Genomic DNA, 15,271 nt, shown 5'->3' on the forward strand with positions numbered 1-15,271 from the left:
ATCAATAGTTGTTGGCGGCGATATCGGGTGTTTCGAGTGGTAATGTCAATGCAGGGCGTTTGACTTGCTTGGTGACGATATAGGTGTAGTACTGTTTTATGCCTAAGTTGTCAGTCAACCAGTTGTCGATAAGCCGTTGGTAGTAGTCAATATCGGTCACGCCAAGCCGAACGATGTAGTCTATCCCCCCGCCTGTGGCCCAGCACTCTTTTACATCTTCACAGGCTTGCATGGCGCGCTCAAAGCGTTGAAAGCTGTCGACATCGTGCTGACCAAGCGTGATTTCCACTAACACGGTATTTAACTTCACCACCGCATCAGGGTTAATTCGTGCGCCATAACCTTCAATGATCCCTGCTTGCTCAAGGCGTTTGACGCGTTCCCAACAAGGGCTGACTGATAAATTAATCGCTTGGGCAAGGTTAGATTTGGTGATCCTTCCATCTTTCTGGAGGATTTGAAGGATTTTTATATCAAATTTGTCCAACTTCATGGCGCCTCCGCTAAACAGGCTCAGCAATTACTGCAAAGGTATCGCCCATGTAAATACGACCGAGGTGGCGTTTAGCCAGCAAAATGCCATCACGCTCGGCATAGTAAGGGACGGGCTCTGTTCCTGTCCGTTCGATGTTATGTACTTTACCGATCAAATCACCACGCTTGATGGGATCGCCGAGGTGTACACAGAATTCAATGATGCCGGCATGTTCACTTTGGACGTAACAATGCTTGTCAGGCAACTCCAGTGCGATGGGAGGCACAGGGGGATGACGATAGTCATCTTGCAATACGCCAGAAAAGACCAAGAAATTATGAATACCACGCTGGGTGATTGCGATCGATTCCGGTGTGCTGGTGCCACCGCCACCTAACTCAGTGGTAACGAAAATCTTGCCTTGTTGCTCTACTGCGGTGTCGTACATGCTGGTGGCGTCCATCTCGGTGGTTTGCACCTGATAAGGTGCACCGAATAAGCGCGCGCCCTCTGCACAAGCTTCCGCTTGTTGTAGATTTTCTAAACGGTGAGACGCGGCATAGGGAATAAGATCTAAGGTTTTTCCACCCGAATGAATATCAAGTGCCGTATCACACTGTGGGATCAAATAGCGAGTGAAGTAATCCGCGATCTGCTCGGTGACGCTGCCAGTGGGGGAGCCGGGAAACGCGCGATTCATATTGCCTTGATCCCAAGGTGACGTGCGTGTGCCTGCCATCACGGCCGGCGCGTTCATCATGGGTAAGATAATCACTCTCCCTTTAATATCACTTGGCATCAGTTGATGGCAGGTATTGAGCAGCGCCGTGATCCCTTCATATTCATCCCCATGATTACCGCCAGTCAGCAGTGCTGTTTTTCCCTCGCCGTTTTTGATCACGGTAATGGGAATGGTGACACAGCCCCAAGCCGACTGGTCGTGCGAGTGAGGCAGTTTAAGAAAGCCGTGTTGCACGCCATCGGCATGGAAATCGACGGTGGCTTCAATCGCGGTAGGTTCCATAACCTCTCCTTGTGATGTGTCTTGGCATGTTATACGGCTTGTCGCAGTAAAGTTTGATGTTAAATCATTACGTTATCAGTGTAGCCAAAAATACCCACTTGGCTGAATAGAAAAGGGCACAATGGCTGTGCCCTGATTGATTTTATCGATAGATGCCGCTAATGCTTGATAAAAAGCTGACGGGGCAAATCACACAGTGTTTGCGCACCATCTCGGGTGATCACAATGCTCTCTGTGGTTTCCATCCCCCAATCTTTCATCCACAATCCCGGCATAAAGTGGAACGTCATTCCCTCACGCAAAATGGTTTGATCGCTGGGGCGTAAGCTCATGGTGCGTTCGCCCCAGTCAGGTGGGTAGCTCAGCCCAATCGGGTATCCACACCGTGCGCCTTCTCGGTCAAACCCATAGCGCAACAACGCATCATTGAGCGCGTTGGCAATGTCGCCACAGGTGTTACCGGGCTTGGCGACGGCGAGTCCAGCTTCAATACCGGCTTGCAAGGCTTCATCTGCACGTAGGAACTCATAGCCCGGTTCGCCCAAGAAAATGGTGCGAGAGAGCGGACAATGATAACGCCGATGCACCCCGGCAATTTCAAAAAAGGTGCCTTCTCCCCGTTTAAACGGACGATCATCCCACGTGAGATGAGGGGCGGCGGCATCACCACCAGAGGGTAGCATGGGGACGATGGCTGAGTAGTCACCGAAGTGACCGTCATGACCGACTACCGCATGCTTATTGATCTCGGCCACCAGTAGGTGTTTGGGTAAACCGGGTTCAATCATTTCAAAGGCCACACGATGCATGTTTTCTACAATGCGGGCGGCGGTGTGCATATAGGTGAGTTCTTGATCGGATTTCACCGCGCGACACCAGTTGACCAACCCAGTCGCATCGACCAAGGTTGCCATCGGGAGATTTTCTTTTAATGATTCAAACGCGGTGGCACTGAAATAATAGTTGTCTTTCTCAACACCAATGCGTCCGCGATCCCAGTAACGCTCAGCGAGTACATAGTTAGACAAGTACTCCATAGGGTGGAGCGGGGGATTCATTACGTAGTGGTCAGGGTAATAAGTGATGCATTCTGCACTCATGTAGACAGTGCGTAATGCACCGTTAGCGTCTTGAATGCGACCAAACCAAAGAGGGTCGCCTGTCGCGCCGATCACAACACATTGAGGCACATAAAACGACCAGCCATCATAGCCTGTTAACCATGCCATGTTAGAAGGATCATGGACCAACAAGGTATCAATCTCATGCTCTTCCATCGCATAGCGAACCTTCGCTAAACGGGCGCTGTATTCTTCGTATGAAAACTTCAATACAACGTCGCTCATACGCATGACTCCTGTCCAATACCACGACTGTGGCGCTACTAAAACGTACTACTGACCGGTAATCGAACTTGGATCAAAGGCGATTACCGGTACAGAAAGGTGCCGTTTTTCGGTCTTGTTATCGAACAAACGGAGGAGGCTCGCTTGTGTGCACAGCTGTACATCTATGATTTTCATTGTCTAAATTATCGACAATGGCGCACTACTTTCTACAGCAGGATAAGGTTTTGTTTCGCCTCTAATTAAGAGTTACACCATAGAGTGAAATATCGTCAAGTTTTGTTGGAAACAATTTTGTCACTAATGTGACAACTGTTATTAACAGTGCAAACGCGGAGGGAGAGAAAATAACGAAAAGCGGGTATGGCCATAAGGTGGAAACCGGCCCAGCGCCTTTTCAAAGCACTGAACCAGTCTTAGGCAGCAGATTACACTAATAGCACCCAACCTGCTGATTGGGTGCTTAAAATGGTGCTTATTGTTTTTTCAGCACGTACATGTCGGCTAAATCGCCGTCGATACGCTCACCGTTCATATCGAGCATGATGATTTGGTTCTCTGCCACGAAGAACTGATTGGGCGTGTCGGTTAGACCTTGGAGGGTGACGATGGTACCCATGTCGCCCCAAGTGAAGGTCCCTTCCTCTTTTAATGCCTCACCTTCTTTACCTAGATAGGTTTTGGTCAGTACATAGGTGTTATCGTCATTCAGCGTCAGGCTGGTTTCGATACCTTCACAATCTGCACAGGGGACGACACCTTGATACGTGCCATTCCAATCCAGTGATAGTTTTGCATTGTGGTGATCAACCATCTCGTTGACAGCATCGCCTGCTGCATCAACTGCATTTTCGGCGCTATCCATCGCTTGCTCTGCGCCAGCTTGAACATTTTCTACCGCATTTTCAACTTGCGTCTCGGTTGCAGGTTTGTCATTGGCCTGTTGCTCACAGCCCACTAAAACAGCGACAAGAGCGAGTGGTGCTAGTACAAATGCCTTTTTCATGATGACCTCTTTTGCATGTTCGATACATGATTACTTTAAACGTGATGAGGGCGTTGCCCTTAATGGATGTACTCATTGTAGCGGCAGACAGGAGGGTGGTGTCATTGTTAAGCTAGGCTTAAGTCAATGTTATTCGATGAAAGTAAAGAAACCGTCAACTGATCAAGACTGGGATTTACTTCGTTAGTAACAAGGTTGCCGAATAGCAAAGCGGTCAATGAACGCGTCAAACAACAAGGAGCGATGATGCAACAACACAAAATTTTGATGGTGCTGACATCTCACGATGCCATGGGCGAGACGGGGCACAAGACAGGCTTTTGGCTTGAAGAGTTCACCACCCCTTACTACGCGTTTAAAGATGCAGGGGCAACCGTTGTGGTCGCTAGCCCTAAAGGCGGAACGGCGCCGATTGACCCAAACAGCGAAGCGGAAGATGCGCAATCGGAATCCACACGTCGGTTTGATGGCGATGCGGAGTTGCAAGATATGGTTAATAACACCGTCACGCTGAGCGATGTGAATGCGTATGAGTATGATGCGATTTTCTATCCCGGTGGGCACGGTCCATTGTGGGACTTGGCGGAAGATCCGACATCTCGTCAGCTGATTGAGACCTTCTATTATCAGGGCAAACCCGTTGGTGCGGTATGCCACGGCCCAGCCGTGTTCCGCCATACGCGTTCAGATCGTGACGAGCCACTGGTGAAAGGCAAACGGGTTACTGGTTTCACCAATAGCGAAGAAGCTGCCGTTGGCTTAACCGAGGTAGTACCATTTTTAGTCGAAGACATGCTCAAAGAAAACGGCGGTCTTTATGAGAAAGCGGACGACTTTACCTCGTATGTGGTTACTGATGGCAACTTAGTCACCGGGCAAAATCCGATGTCGTCTGAAGCGTGCGTCAATGCGGTGTTGGCGTTGCTGAAATAACATACATAGACTAATTGGTTGAAAAGGCGCGTATAACGCGCCTTTTTTAACAAAACAAAAACATAATGTATAACTATCAAGGCTGACTGTATGGCTAAATTAATTTATAACTTTTTGTTTTTATTGATAAAAATTGAGTTATTTTTTGGGTAGAAATAATAACTTAGGGCTATTTTTATAGGGTGTAAAGATAAAGCNGGGGGGTGATAAGCTTCTTTTGAAATTATCAAGGAGAGCCCAGATGATACGTGCATTAGCAATATTCTTGTTTCTATTTAGCACTCAAGCGGTGGCGGTAAATGTATTACTTGTCCATAGCTATCATAAAGAAAATGAGTGGGATAACAGCTTTGCTGCTGTGATAAAAAATCAACTAGATAGTAAAGCGAATCTTTACCAATTTGAGCTTGATACCAAACGTATCGACGAGGGTCTGTACGCTCAGCAAGCTCAGAAAGCACTCGAATTTTATCATGAAGTGAAGCCGCTCATTGTCATTTTAAGTGATGACAATGCATTTGATTATATGATGCCATTGCTTCAAGACCAAGACATATCAATTGTTTTTATGGGAGTGAATAAAAATCCACGAAAAGCACTCTCGGATCATACGGGCTTAGCAAGAGTGACTGGTGTATTAGAACGCCCGCTTCTGGTTAGAAATATAATTGAAATGTCTCATGTGATTGGTAAAGAGCCTTTCTTAGTTAAAGTGATGTTGGATGGAGGGGCGACCGCTAAGATTATTGAAAAAGACTTAAGAGAGTCTTGCAAGCATTTTCATGGGAAGATTATGTTAGACATTGTTCATCACGATACATTTTCAGGTTGGAAGGAAGAAGTTTTATCTTCAAGCAGCTATGATGCGATCTTTTTAGGACTCTACCAAAGGGTTAAAGATAACAATCAGCCCGTTTCCGAAAAAGAAGTGATGCAATGGACGAATCTAAATGCTCCTAAACCTCTGTTTGGATTTTGGGACTTTACCGTCGGAAAGGGGCGAGCTGCGGGTGGTTTGGTGGTCTCTGGTCCAGAGCAAGGGATGCGAGCAGTTAGCTATGTTAATCGTATCATTGCTGGCGAGTCAGCGCTCTACTTACCGTTAGTGTATGGCGGACAGGGTAAACACGTTTGTAGCCTGTCTGAGTTTGCTCGTTGGCGAATGGAGGTACCTGAGCATTGCCTGTTGAGTGAGTAGCATAGACTAATCTTGTCCGCGAAAAATCAATAAGGTGGTGAGAATTGGTACGCGATTAACTAGGATGATAAAAGTGTTTATCCGTTAATGGCTCACCACCTAACATGAAAATACTCATCATTGAAGATGACCACGACCTCAGCTTAGCGATTTCAGAATACTTAGAGCTGCATAATATCGACTGTGATTTTGCTTATAACGGCGAAACGGGGATCCAGCTTGCCAGCCAGCAGACGTTTGATTGTGTGATACTCGATAATATGCTGCCCAACGTTCAGGGGATGGCGGTTTGTCGCGAACTGCGTGAGCAGGGTATCGATACCCCGGTGTTAATGCTGACCGCGTGCGGCGCGGACACCGACCAGCTTGAGGGCTTTCGCGCCGGTGTAGATGATTATGTGGTCAAACCTTGCACCATGCCCTTGTTACTCGCACGTTTACAGGCCTTGCATCGGCGTCATCAACCGGTGCGAGAGTGTATTACCATCGCTGATCTGACGATTTATCCCAAAGAGCATATCGCGTCGCGCGGTGATACGCCGCTTAAGCTGACCCCTATCGGTTGGAACATTCTGTTGCTACTCGCGCGCCGCTCACCCACTGTGGTGTCCAAAAGCGATATTGAGGAGGCGATTTGGGCCAGCGATGATGTGCGCCAAGGAACCATTAACGTGCACCTTCACCATTTGCGTAAAGTGGTTGATAAGCCCTTTGCTAAAACGCTGATCCACACCCATGTCGGCATTGGTTTGTCCCTTTCTGAGGCCGCGCCGGTATGAGCCAAAGCCCTGTTCGAAGCCTCGCCGCGCAATCGCGCCGCCAACTGGTGTTCATGGCGGTGGCGATCTTTATCGGGTTGTTGGCACTTGTCACTGTGTTTAGCTTTTATCAAATCAGTCAGGCAGGCAAAAACTACATGCGGCTCGATGCTATCAAACTAGAGCAGAAGCTGGCCGCCGATCCTAACTACCCATTACCCCAAAGTGACACTGTCAGTGCGTATCGAGATTGGCAGGCTATCCCGACATCGGTGCGTGATTTATTCTCTTCAGAGCCGATACAACCGGATGATCCAATTGAAATTCAGCGCATCAATGACAGTGGCGCGCGTGAGTATGGTTATTTGTTGTACTCCGATCAGCACCTATCGCAAGGGCTATACCTGATCGAGTTTGAAGCGGCAGAAAAAATCGAAGCATTAGCTGCCATGATTGTCGAGCGCTCTTTGGCCGATGCCAGTGTGTTAATTGCCGCTTTTATGCTGGTGCTTGTCACCGTGATTGGGCTTTTGTTTAACAATGCATTGAAGCCACTCAAAGAGTTGGTGGCATGGTCGGCGCAGGTAAAAACACACCCTGATCAAGCTATCGATGTGCGCTTTTCGGTACGAGAAGTTAACCAAATCGCCGATCACTTGATGGCCTCGCTGCAACAGGTGCGTGAGCATAACCAACGGGAGCAGCAGTTCTTAAAGCATGCCAGCCATGAACTGCGTACGCCGTTGGCGATTATGCAGGCATCCTTGGATACTCTGTCACTGCGCATCGATGACAAGGATGCCAGTTATCCAGCCTTGCAGCGTGCCTCGCGTGCCAACGCCAATATGATGGCACTGTCTGAATCACTGCTTTGGTTGGCACGGCAACATCCAGATAAGGTTCGCCAATCAAAGGTCGACCTTGGCTCGCTTTGCGCAACCTTGGTGGATGAGCTGGCGTATCTTGCAGCGCATAAGCCAGTGACTGTCCATATCGATAATCACAGTGATCCTATTTCTATTGAGAGGGAATTGTTTCGTATTGCGAGTACAAACCTGATTCGCAATGCGCTCACCTACAGTGCGCCCGGCGCGATTGAGATTAAGATCACCAACGGGCAGTTTTCGATTGCTAACCCTATTGATTCAGACGTGGATGAGAATCAGATCGGATTTGGTCTAGGCCTGCAGCTTGTTGAGCGCATTTCCGGACAGCTCAACTGGCATTTTGAATTTCAGTGTGACGCTCAGATGGCGAGGGCGGTTATCAATTGGGAAGCCGCGCACAAAATGACGGGAGAGTCTTAAGGTTTTCTTAATACCGGTTGTTTCAAGATAAGGGCGAACTCTCAGTTACTATTTCGCCATTATGGAGAATCGCCGGTGAAGCCATTTGTCACACTTATCTGTTTCGTTTTGACCTTGGTGCCCTTAGCCGGGCATGCGCAAACCGACAGTATGTTCGCGGATAATTATCTGACCGTCGGCCTGGTCGGCTATACGGAGCCATCGATATATCTCGGTGGTGAAGATGACCAAGACATTGAGCTGGTGGTTGAGGCGCAATGGGAGGGGATTTTTTATCGCAACGATACCCTAGGTGTGTATCTCGCCGAGGGCGACAGCTGGTATGTGTCGGCGGGCGTGGGCGACGATGTGTTTGGCGATCACGCCCGCGGTGACAGCAAAACCCTCAAAGATATGAAAAGTCTCGATACGGTGTATACCGCTAATCTAACCACCGGCTGGATAACGTCGGTGGGCTATTTTGAGCTCGGCTACCATCATGATATCTCGGATAATCATAACAGTGGCGCGGTGGTGGGCCGCTATGGCGCGCCGATGGAACAAGGCCAGTGGGTGCTTGATCCTCAAGTGTCACTGACTTGTGTGGGTCGCGCGGTGAGTCGTTATTATGTCGGTGTGTCATCCCAAGACGCCAAAGCTGGCCGACCTACTTATCAACCTGATCAAACCTGCAAATTCCAATCCGACCTTAATCTCTATTACAGGCTTGGCCGCGCGCATCATCTTTTGTTGGGGGTGAGCTATCGCCACTATGGCGATGAAGTGTCAGACAGCCCGATTGTTGATAGAGACGATTTGAGGGCGTTCAATACCGGCTATTTATACACCTTTTAGCGGTAATGGGGTGGAAGGAGAAAGGGGATGAAGTGGCTAAAGCGAGGTTTGATAGCGCTGATGCTGATAGGCACGTTTTTGGTCATAGTCATCGATGACCCAAACGCGGGGCTGACGCGTCAATCCATTCACTTTAATGCCGGCGATAATCAGCTCGCAGGTGAATTAATTTTACCTTTAGGTTCTGAGAGCCCGAATCAGTGTGTGGTGTTTGTGCATGGCTCTGGTGACGTGCCGACCGATGCGTTTGGTTATTACCTCCCACTCTGGCGAGTGTTAGCGGCGAATGGGTGGTGTGCGTTGTCTTGGGATAAGCCGGGGCTGGGTGAGTCAAGTGGGGATTGGCGGTCGCAATCGATGCAAGATCGGGCCGATGAAGTCGCGGCGGCGATTCGCTATTTGCGCCAAACCTTGGGGCTAAAGGATGGCAAACTGGGGTTGATGGGCTTTAGCCAAGCTGGTTGGGTGATCCCTAAGGTGGCGCACCAAGTCGAAAACATCGATTTTCTGATCAGTGTCGGTGGAGCAGTCAACTGGATGGCGCAATCCGAGTATTCTGGACATCAACGGCGATTAGCCGCCGGATACAGTGAATCCGCTATTGCGGAAGAGCAAGCTGCCGAGGCGACAGTGGATGCCTTGATCCAATCCGGCGCGTCGTATCAACAGTACCTCAACCACGTAAAACAGGATGAGAAAGCGCCCATGAGCGAGGCCTTTTGGCAATTTGTACAACGTAATTGGGCCTCGGATGTGACTGCTGATTTAATCGATCTCGACGTGCCCACGTTAGCGTTGTTTGGTGCGCGGGATGCTTATGTCGACTCAGATAAAACCGCTTCTACGTATCACCAGCTGCTTGCTAACGCGCCGCTGCCATTTTATCACGTGCATGTGTTTGAAAAGGCCGACCACAGCCTACTGCGCACCGATAATATCGCCAATGCACACAGTGAGCGTCACCGCTGGTTAACACTGGCACGGGTTTGGTGGCAAGGGGAGGCAGCGTTTGCAGATGGCGTGATGCCATGCTTAACGTCTTGGCTAGCGCAGTTTGAGAGCGGGCGGCCAACACAGACTAATATCTGCGCGCCTGAGCAGCTAAGCGATGTAAAGCCAGTACTAAACGCGGATACAACACAGGGGTAACGTTTCAATTTGCGGTGAATTGGGGTTTAATGCAGGCATTGACGCTAACGCTAAGAGAACCAGCATGCAAATATGGGTAGACGCGGACGCTTGTCCGGTCGCGATGCGCGAGATGATAGTGCGCGCGGCACACCGAACGCACATTCAAGCCACCTTTATTGCCAACCAGTTTATCCGTTTACCGCCGTCGCCTTACGCCAGTTCACGTCAGGTAGAAAAGGGCTTTGATGTGGCGGACAACCAAATTGTTGCCGAGGCAGAGGCGGGCGATTTGGTGATCACCCAAGACATTCCGCTCGCGGATGAAGTGATTGAAAAGGGCGTGACGGTGATTAACACCCGCGGCGAATTGCTGACCAAAGAAAACATCCGCGCCCGGCTTAATATCCGTGATTTTATGGAAACCATGCGCAGTAGCGGTGTGCACACAGGTGGGCCTGCTCCGCTTGGTCCGCAGCAAAAACAAGCTTTTGCCAACCAGCTTGATAAATGGCTGGTTAAAGCCCAGCGTTATCATGCTGCGCGAGCAAAATCGTCTGATTAAACCTACGAGCTTATCCTCTCATCACTCAATTTTTTCTGTTGACTAAATAGCAACCGGTGCCCATTCGCGATTGGCGAAGTGGGCAATCAGCGCATCCAGCAGCGCACGCACCGCTGGTGGCTGGTTGCGACGTGACGGATACAAGGCGTAGATATCCATTGCCTTGGGTTGCCAATCGGGGAGCACGACCTCCAACTGACCTCGCGCAATGGCACTATGAGCCAGGTACACCGGCTGCATGCTCACGCCCATCCCCTGAATGGCAGCACTGAGTAAAGTAGTCGCCTCGTTAGCTGAGAGCTTACCTTGCACTTCAACCGCGGCGTGCTCCTCGTCTTTGTCTAAATGCCAAATCGGTCGATCAAATTGCTTATAACTGAGACAGCTATGCGCGGTGAGATCTTCCGGGGAGCGGATCGGTGCATGGGCCGCCAAATAATCCGGTGCCGCTACCAAAACGGAATCACACGCGGCGATCGGACGACCAATAAGGGAAGGGTCGGGGTTGGATGCAATGCGGATGGCTATATCAATCCGATCTGCAATCAAATCGACCGCCTTATCTTGCACTTCAATATCTACATCGACTCCGGGGTGAGCGGCCATAAAGGGCTTTACCGCGGGGATCAGTTGCGCGAAACCAAACGACATACTGGTCGCCACCCGCACTTTGCCAGTCAAGCCCGCCTCTTGTTGCCATTGCTGTGTCAGGGCATTGGCTTGCTCAACCCATTGCTCCAGTTGCGGCAAGCTTTGCTCGCCGGCGGAAGTTAATGAAACCTTACGCGTGGTGCGTTGTAATAAGCGCACGCCCAACCAGTCTTCCAGCGCTTCGACATGGCGAGTCACCATCGGGCGCGACATCTCGAGACGCTCGGCAGTGGCGGTAAAACTTTGCGTTAGGGCGACATCAATCAATACGCGGGCTGCAGTCAGTGTGTCCATGTCAATCTCATCTATGCTTAAGAGCCAGCCGTTCGTAAGGCGGTACGACCCGTTTACATGCTCGAATTATGAAATAATGATGTAAATTATTAGCTATATATTCGAACAAGTCGAGCCCGTAAACTGCACAGCATCTCAACACCGAATGCAAACAACGGAGCACGACGATGAAATTGATAAAAACCCTAGCCGCCTCTTTATTACTGACCGGCAGCGCAATGGCAGCAAATAATGCTGAACCCTTGAACTTGGACGTATATAACGCGGATGGTAATAGCTTCCACGTAAACTCAACCTTGGTGTATGGCGAAACCGAAGCCATGGTGGTTGATACGGGCTTTACTAAAGCAGACGCGCTACGTATTGCCGCTAAAGTGCTGGACTCTGGGAAAGAGCTGACCACTATCTTTATTAGCCAAGCAGACCCAGATTACTATTTTGGCGCGGAAGTGCTGCACGGCATGTTCCCTGACGCAAAAGTGATCACCACACCGGCAGTGCGCGCCACCATTGCAGAAAAACTGGATGGAAAAATGGCATTTTGGGCACCAAAAATGGGTGACAATGCCCCGCAAAACCCTGTAGTGCCTGCTGCTTATACCCGTTCATCATTGACACTGGACGGTCGTAAAATTGAAATTCGCGGCGCGAAAGGCGAGTTGGCACATCGTCCGTATCTTTGGATCCCAGCCAACAAGGCGATCCTAGGTAACGTCGCTGTGTATGGCAATGTTCACCTTTGGATGGCAGACGCACAATCTGACCAAGCGCGTGAAGGTTGGGCCGCACAACTAGAAGAAATGGCAGCACTGAAGCCTAAAGTCGTGATCCCAGGACACATGACCGCGGGCACGGCACTGAACGCTGACACCATTACTTTTGCCCAGCAGTATTTGCAAGACTTTGCCGAGGCGAAAGCAAACAGCAAAGACAGTGCTGAGCTGATTAAAACCATGCAAGCGAAATATCCGAAAGCGGGTTTGCCGATGGCTTTGGAAATTGGTGCCAAAGTACATATGGGAGAGATGGAATGGTAAACGTCCACTATATTTTTGACCCAATGTGTGGCTGGTGCTTTGGCGCCGCCACCTTGATTGAAAGCTTGAGCAACACCCCTGAGATTAACTTGCAGTTTCATCCAGGTGGTATGCGAGAGCGTGCGCCGATTGAAGACAGCTTTCGTCAACATATCTTGGCGGCAGATCAGACCATTGCCGATCAAACCGGACAGGCATTTGGTCAAGCCTATCTTGACCGCGTGGCAAGCGACCAGCCGGTAATTTTGGACTCCTTTATTACCGCGCAAGCCATACTCGCTGCTCAGCAGCTTGATGGTCAGGGTGCAGAGATGCTGAAACGCATCCAGCGTGGCCATTATCAGCAAGGTCGCTCCGTCTATGAAGCTGACACGCTCGCAGAGCTTGCCAGTGAGATGGGGATAGAGGCAGGGGCTTGGCAACAGGCGATGAATCGCGCCAAAAATGATGTGATGCCCGCGGTGAATCAAACCCGTCAATTGATGGCAGCGCATGGCTTACGCGGTTTTCCATCCATGCTGATGGAGCAAAACGGCCAATGGCAAGCCATAACAGTGAGCCAATACTATCGCCGCCCAGATGCATGGCAGGCGCTCTGGCAAACACTGACTCAGGCATAAAGCAAACAAAACCGGCGAGCATGAGGCTCGCCGTTTGTGACTTAAGGAAGATGGTTAGAGGCTAGCGCCATTCCCACTGACTGCCCTTGATATCAGCCTCAACCCGCCATGTATTTGCATTCCATTTCAACGCATTATCTAGCGCATTTTTCATTTGCCCACCTTCAAATCGCCATGTTTGGCTCGGGGTGTCAGCGCACGATTCCATGCTGATTTGTACACCTTGCTGATCCAAGCATAAATCTGGTGCCACTTTACTCATAAGTTTTCCTTCAGGGGTTAATTGCCACTGCTGGTTACTACCACCATGACATTGCCAGCCAAATACGTTTGCGCCGGGATGGTTGCTGCTCGACTCAACGTCGAGGCAATGGTTGTCTTGGGTCACCAGCTGTTGCCACGATATAGCGGGCGTTTGTGCGCCTGCCGATGCATCGAAGAGCGTTGAAACAATAGCGGTCATAGGCTGTGAGTAACGTGATGCGTGAGGTGCCTGACGCTGCCAGCTCGTGGGGACGGGCTGGTCAATACGCCATGAACCTTGTCCATCATAGTAAGATTTAGCAATGGCATTGGGAGTCGGTGTCCACAAGAAATCAGGATGACGGTTCTGGTACCACTCGCCGCCAATGATATCGCCTTGTTTATCCAACTCTAAGTCGTAGTAGTAAGTGACTCGAGAGACGCCATCGAATGTTGGGATATCCTTGTCACGGTGAGTAGGGTTGGTTTCAACCATATAGTCGACCACCATTTGCACACCGACGATCGACTGCGTACTTCTCGAACGGTATTTCGTGAACTTATCTTTACTATATTGGGCCAGTGGTATCTTGACCTTGTTGGGATCATCCGAAGAGCGGTGAGTTTGTGGGTTAAAGTAGGTAAGTTTGTACCCGAGAATCGGCTGGTTCCAAACTTGATAGTCATAGGTCGCGTCCATGATCATACTGCGCCCTGTGATGCCGATTTGATTTAACACCGCTAAGTGCCAACTGCCTGGGTTGTTGTCGACACAATCGGGCTCAATAATTCGGCCATTTTCATCTTTTTGTGGATTTTTGATATTACAGCGACCACCGATAAATTTGGTGTCAAAAGGCGCTTCCGCCCACAGTAAGGTTCCTAATGCCTTAATATCTGAAGGATAGAACTTTAATATCTCGCCATTCGCGTCCGGTACAGAAACAGATTGTTTGGGGCGAGGCAGCATGTACGCGGCTGCAGCCCAGCCATGACAAAGTCCCATCCACTTTTCTACATGGCCTTGTGACTCGAAGTAACCTTTTCCTGAATCCCACGACTTCTTGGTTAATGTGTAGTTCGAGTCACCCACTAATAAATCATACTTTTCTGCGGGGGACAGCAAATCACGTTGGTGAGCAGGATAAGTATTAACAGGCTTTATAGTATGAGAGAAGTCATAATAACTTTGCCAATTAGAGGCGGAAAGCTCTCGGTCTGCATAGCGCCATGCCGCGGCACCTGAATATAATGGCCAATAGGTATCTGACCATGGCTGTGTTGTCAGTTTTTTGCTAATCGGTGCTTGCTGGCTTAATACTGATAAATTACGGATTAAATTATTTCCTGCGTCAACTAAGCGAGCGGGGTTATCATTATATAAGCGTATGTTTGATAAGGGCTCGACAATACGATCATTAAGGTCTAATGGTGGCGGTGTGCCAGCTGCGCGCGCCATAATGTCATCACGTATCCTTGCTCGAAAGCGCTCTACAACATTAGCTTCAGGGGTTTGGTAGTCGTCACCATCTTTTGGGGGAAGTGCGTTCATGACCTTTTGGGGGTCTTGATGGAACTCCGTCATAAAGGTATTTATTTGTGTATCATCCGCGGAAGCGGACAATGGTATAGCGATAGCTAACAATGTGATCATTCTTTTCATTATAATTACTCTACGTTGTTTGTTTTTATGTTTTGTTTGCCGAGTGGAATAATTTTTTAACGGCGAGCGGACACTAGTTTTAGTGATTAATTAAATCAATGTATTATTATTTTTAGATATGAAAATTGTGATAGTAAACATGAAAAGATGAGTGGCGAACTTTTTGTTTTTTTATGGATAGTTTTGTCT

15 protein-coding genes are annotated in these 15,271 nt (G+C 49.3%); 9 read left to right on the forward strand and 6 right to left on the reverse strand.

What is annotated here, in order from left to right:
* Position 1: 1 nt before the first annotated feature.
* From BZG84_RS14940 to BZG84_RS14955, 4 genes are all read right to left on the reverse strand, one after another.
* A complete protein-coding gene (locus tag BZG84_RS14940; protein ID WP_077480488.1) occupies positions 2-493 on the reverse strand; it encodes an Lrp/AsnC family transcriptional regulator in 492 nt (163 codons plus the stop codon).
* Between the two features lie 10 nt (positions 494-503).
* Entirely contained in the window at positions 504-1,499 is a 996-nt protein-coding gene (doeB, locus tag BZG84_RS14945) for a N(2)-acetyl-L-2,4-diaminobutanoate deacetylase DoeB (protein ID WP_069587857.1), read from the reverse strand.
* A 158-nt stretch (positions 1,500-1,657) separates the two neighbouring features.
* Positions 1,658-2,845, reverse strand: a complete 1,188-nt coding sequence (gene doeA, locus BZG84_RS14950; protein WP_069587855.1) for an ectoine hydrolase DoeA — start codon at positions 2,843-2,845, stop codon at positions 1,658-1,660.
* Between the two features lie 475 nt (positions 2,846-3,320).
* Positions 3,321-3,851 (reverse strand): copper resistance protein NlpE, encoded by a 531-nt coding sequence (locus BZG84_RS14955; RefSeq protein WP_077482114.1) that lies wholly within the window; start codon positions 3,849-3,851, stop codon positions 3,321-3,323.
* A 246-nt stretch (positions 3,852-4,097) separates the two neighbouring features.
* Here BZG84_RS14955 and BZG84_RS14960 point away from each other — a divergent pair, with 246 nt between their 5' ends.
* From BZG84_RS14960 to BZG84_RS14990, 7 genes are all read left to right on the forward strand, one after another.
* A complete protein-coding gene (locus BZG84_RS14960) occupies positions 4,098-4,784 on the forward strand; it encodes a type 1 glutamine amidotransferase domain-containing protein (RefSeq protein ID WP_077678409.1) in 687 nt (228 codons plus the stop codon).
* Positions 4,785-5,025: 241 nt separating this feature from the next.
* Positions 5,026-5,982, forward strand: a complete 957-nt coding sequence (locus BZG84_RS14965; protein ID WP_077678410.1) for an ABC transporter substrate-binding protein — start codon at positions 5,026-5,028, stop codon at positions 5,980-5,982.
* A 104-nt stretch (positions 5,983-6,086) separates the two neighbouring features.
* Positions 6,087-6,761 (forward strand): response regulator transcription factor, encoded by a 675-nt coding sequence (locus BZG84_RS14970; RefSeq protein WP_077607363.1) that lies wholly within the window; start codon positions 6,087-6,089, stop codon positions 6,759-6,761.
* Entirely contained in the window at positions 6,758-8,047 is a 1,290-nt protein-coding gene (locus BZG84_RS14975; RefSeq protein ID WP_077678411.1) for a sensor histidine kinase, read from the forward strand. The genes BZG84_RS14970 and BZG84_RS14975 overlap by 4 nt, the downstream gene beginning before the upstream one ends.
* A 75-nt stretch (positions 8,048-8,122) precedes the next feature.
* Entirely contained in the window at positions 8,123-8,881 is a 759-nt protein-coding gene (locus BZG84_RS14980; RefSeq protein WP_077678412.1) for a MipA/OmpV family protein, read from the forward strand.
* 27 nt (positions 8,882-8,908) lie between these two features.
* On the forward strand, positions 8,909-10,030 hold the full coding sequence (locus tag BZG84_RS14985; protein ID WP_077678413.1) for an alpha/beta hydrolase family protein: 1,122 nt from the start codon (positions 8,909-8,911) through the stop codon (positions 10,028-10,030).
* A 64-nt stretch (positions 10,031-10,094) separates the two neighbouring features.
* Positions 10,095-10,574, forward strand: a complete 480-nt coding sequence (locus tag BZG84_RS14990) for a YaiI/YqxD family protein (protein WP_069587832.1) — start codon at positions 10,095-10,097, stop codon at positions 10,572-10,574.
* Positions 10,575-10,616: 42 nt separating this feature from the next.
* On the opposite strand, the gene BZG84_RS14995 is transcribed toward BZG84_RS14990, so the two are convergent.
* Entirely contained in the window at positions 10,617-11,519 is a 903-nt protein-coding gene (locus BZG84_RS14995) for a LysR family transcriptional regulator (RefSeq protein ID WP_077678414.1), read from the reverse strand.
* A gap of 167 nt (positions 11,520-11,686) precedes the next feature.
* Here BZG84_RS14995 and BZG84_RS15000 point away from each other — a divergent pair, with 167 nt between their 5' ends.
* Positions 11,687-12,556: an MBL fold metallo-hydrolase gene (locus BZG84_RS15000; RefSeq protein ID WP_077676128.1), complete on the forward strand. Its 870-nt coding sequence runs from the start codon at positions 11,687-11,689 to the stop codon at positions 12,554-12,556.
* Entirely contained in the window at positions 12,550-13,176 is a 627-nt protein-coding gene (locus BZG84_RS15005; RefSeq protein ID WP_077678415.1) for a DsbA family protein, read from the forward strand. Before BZG84_RS15000 ends, BZG84_RS15005 begins: the two co-directional genes overlap by 7 nt.
* A 61-nt stretch (positions 13,177-13,237) precedes the next feature.
* On the opposite strand, the gene BZG84_RS15010 is transcribed toward BZG84_RS15005, so the two are convergent.
* Positions 13,238-15,082 carry a ricin-type beta-trefoil lectin domain protein gene (locus tag BZG84_RS15010; RefSeq protein WP_077481469.1) on the reverse strand — a complete coding sequence of 615 codons (1,845 nt, stop codon included), beginning with the start codon at positions 15,080-15,082 and terminating at the stop codon, positions 13,238-13,240.
* Between the last annotated feature and the right edge of the window lie 189 nt (positions 15,083-15,271).

The sequence above is a fragment of the Salinivibrio sp. PR932 genome (assembly GCF_001996125.1).
Lineage (GTDB): Bacteria > Pseudomonadota > Gammaproteobacteria > Enterobacterales > Vibrionaceae > Salinivibrio > Salinivibrio proteolyticus.

Excerpts from the sequence above, each read along its gene's own strand:
- BZG84_RS14940 (WP_077480488.1), bottom strand. The coding sequence starts at position 493 with ATGAAGTTGGACAAATTTGATATAAAAATCCTTCAAATCCTCCAGAAA.
- doeB (WP_069587857.1), bottom strand. The coding sequence starts at position 1,499 with ATGGAACCTACCGCGATTGAAGCCACCGTCGATTTCCATGCCGATGGC.
- doeA (WP_069587855.1), bottom strand. The coding sequence starts at position 2,845 with ATGAGCGACGTTGTATTGAAGTTTTCATACGAAGAATACAGCGCCCGT.
- BZG84_RS14955 (WP_077482114.1), bottom strand. The coding sequence starts at position 3,851 with ATGAAAAAGGCATTTGTACTAGCACCACTCGCTCTTGTCGCTGTTTTA.
- BZG84_RS14960 (WP_077678409.1), top strand. The coding sequence starts at position 4,098 with ATGCAACAACACAAAATTTTGATGGTGCTGACATCTCACGATGCCATG.
- BZG84_RS14965 (WP_077678410.1), top strand. The coding sequence starts at position 5,026 with ATGATACGTGCATTAGCAATATTCTTGTTTCTATTTAGCACTCAAGCG.
- BZG84_RS14970 (WP_077607363.1), top strand. The coding sequence starts at position 6,087 with ATGAAAATACTCATCATTGAAGATGACCACGACCTCAGCTTAGCGATT.
- BZG84_RS14975 (WP_077678411.1), top strand. The coding sequence starts at position 6,758 with ATGAGCCAAAGCCCTGTTCGAAGCCTCGCCGCGCAATCGCGCCGCCAA.
- BZG84_RS14985 (WP_077678413.1), top strand. The coding sequence starts at position 8,909 with ATGAAGTGGCTAAAGCGAGGTTTGATAGCGCTGATGCTGATAGGCACG.
- BZG84_RS14990 (WP_069587832.1), top strand. The coding sequence starts at position 10,095 with ATGCAAATATGGGTAGACGCGGACGCTTGTCCGGTCGCGATGCGCGAG.
- BZG84_RS14995 (WP_077678414.1), bottom strand. The coding sequence starts at position 11,519 with ATGGACACACTGACTGCAGCCCGCGTATTGATTGATGTCGCCCTAACG.
- BZG84_RS15000 (WP_077676128.1), top strand. The coding sequence starts at position 11,687 with ATGAAATTGATAAAAACCCTAGCCGCCTCTTTATTACTGACCGGCAGC.
- BZG84_RS15005 (WP_077678415.1), top strand. The coding sequence starts at position 12,550 with ATGGTAAACGTCCACTATATTTTTGACCCAATGTGTGGCTGGTGCTTT.
- BZG84_RS15010 (WP_077481469.1), bottom strand. The coding sequence starts at position 15,082 with ATGAAAAGAATGATCACATTGTTAGCTATCGCTATACCATTGTCCGCT.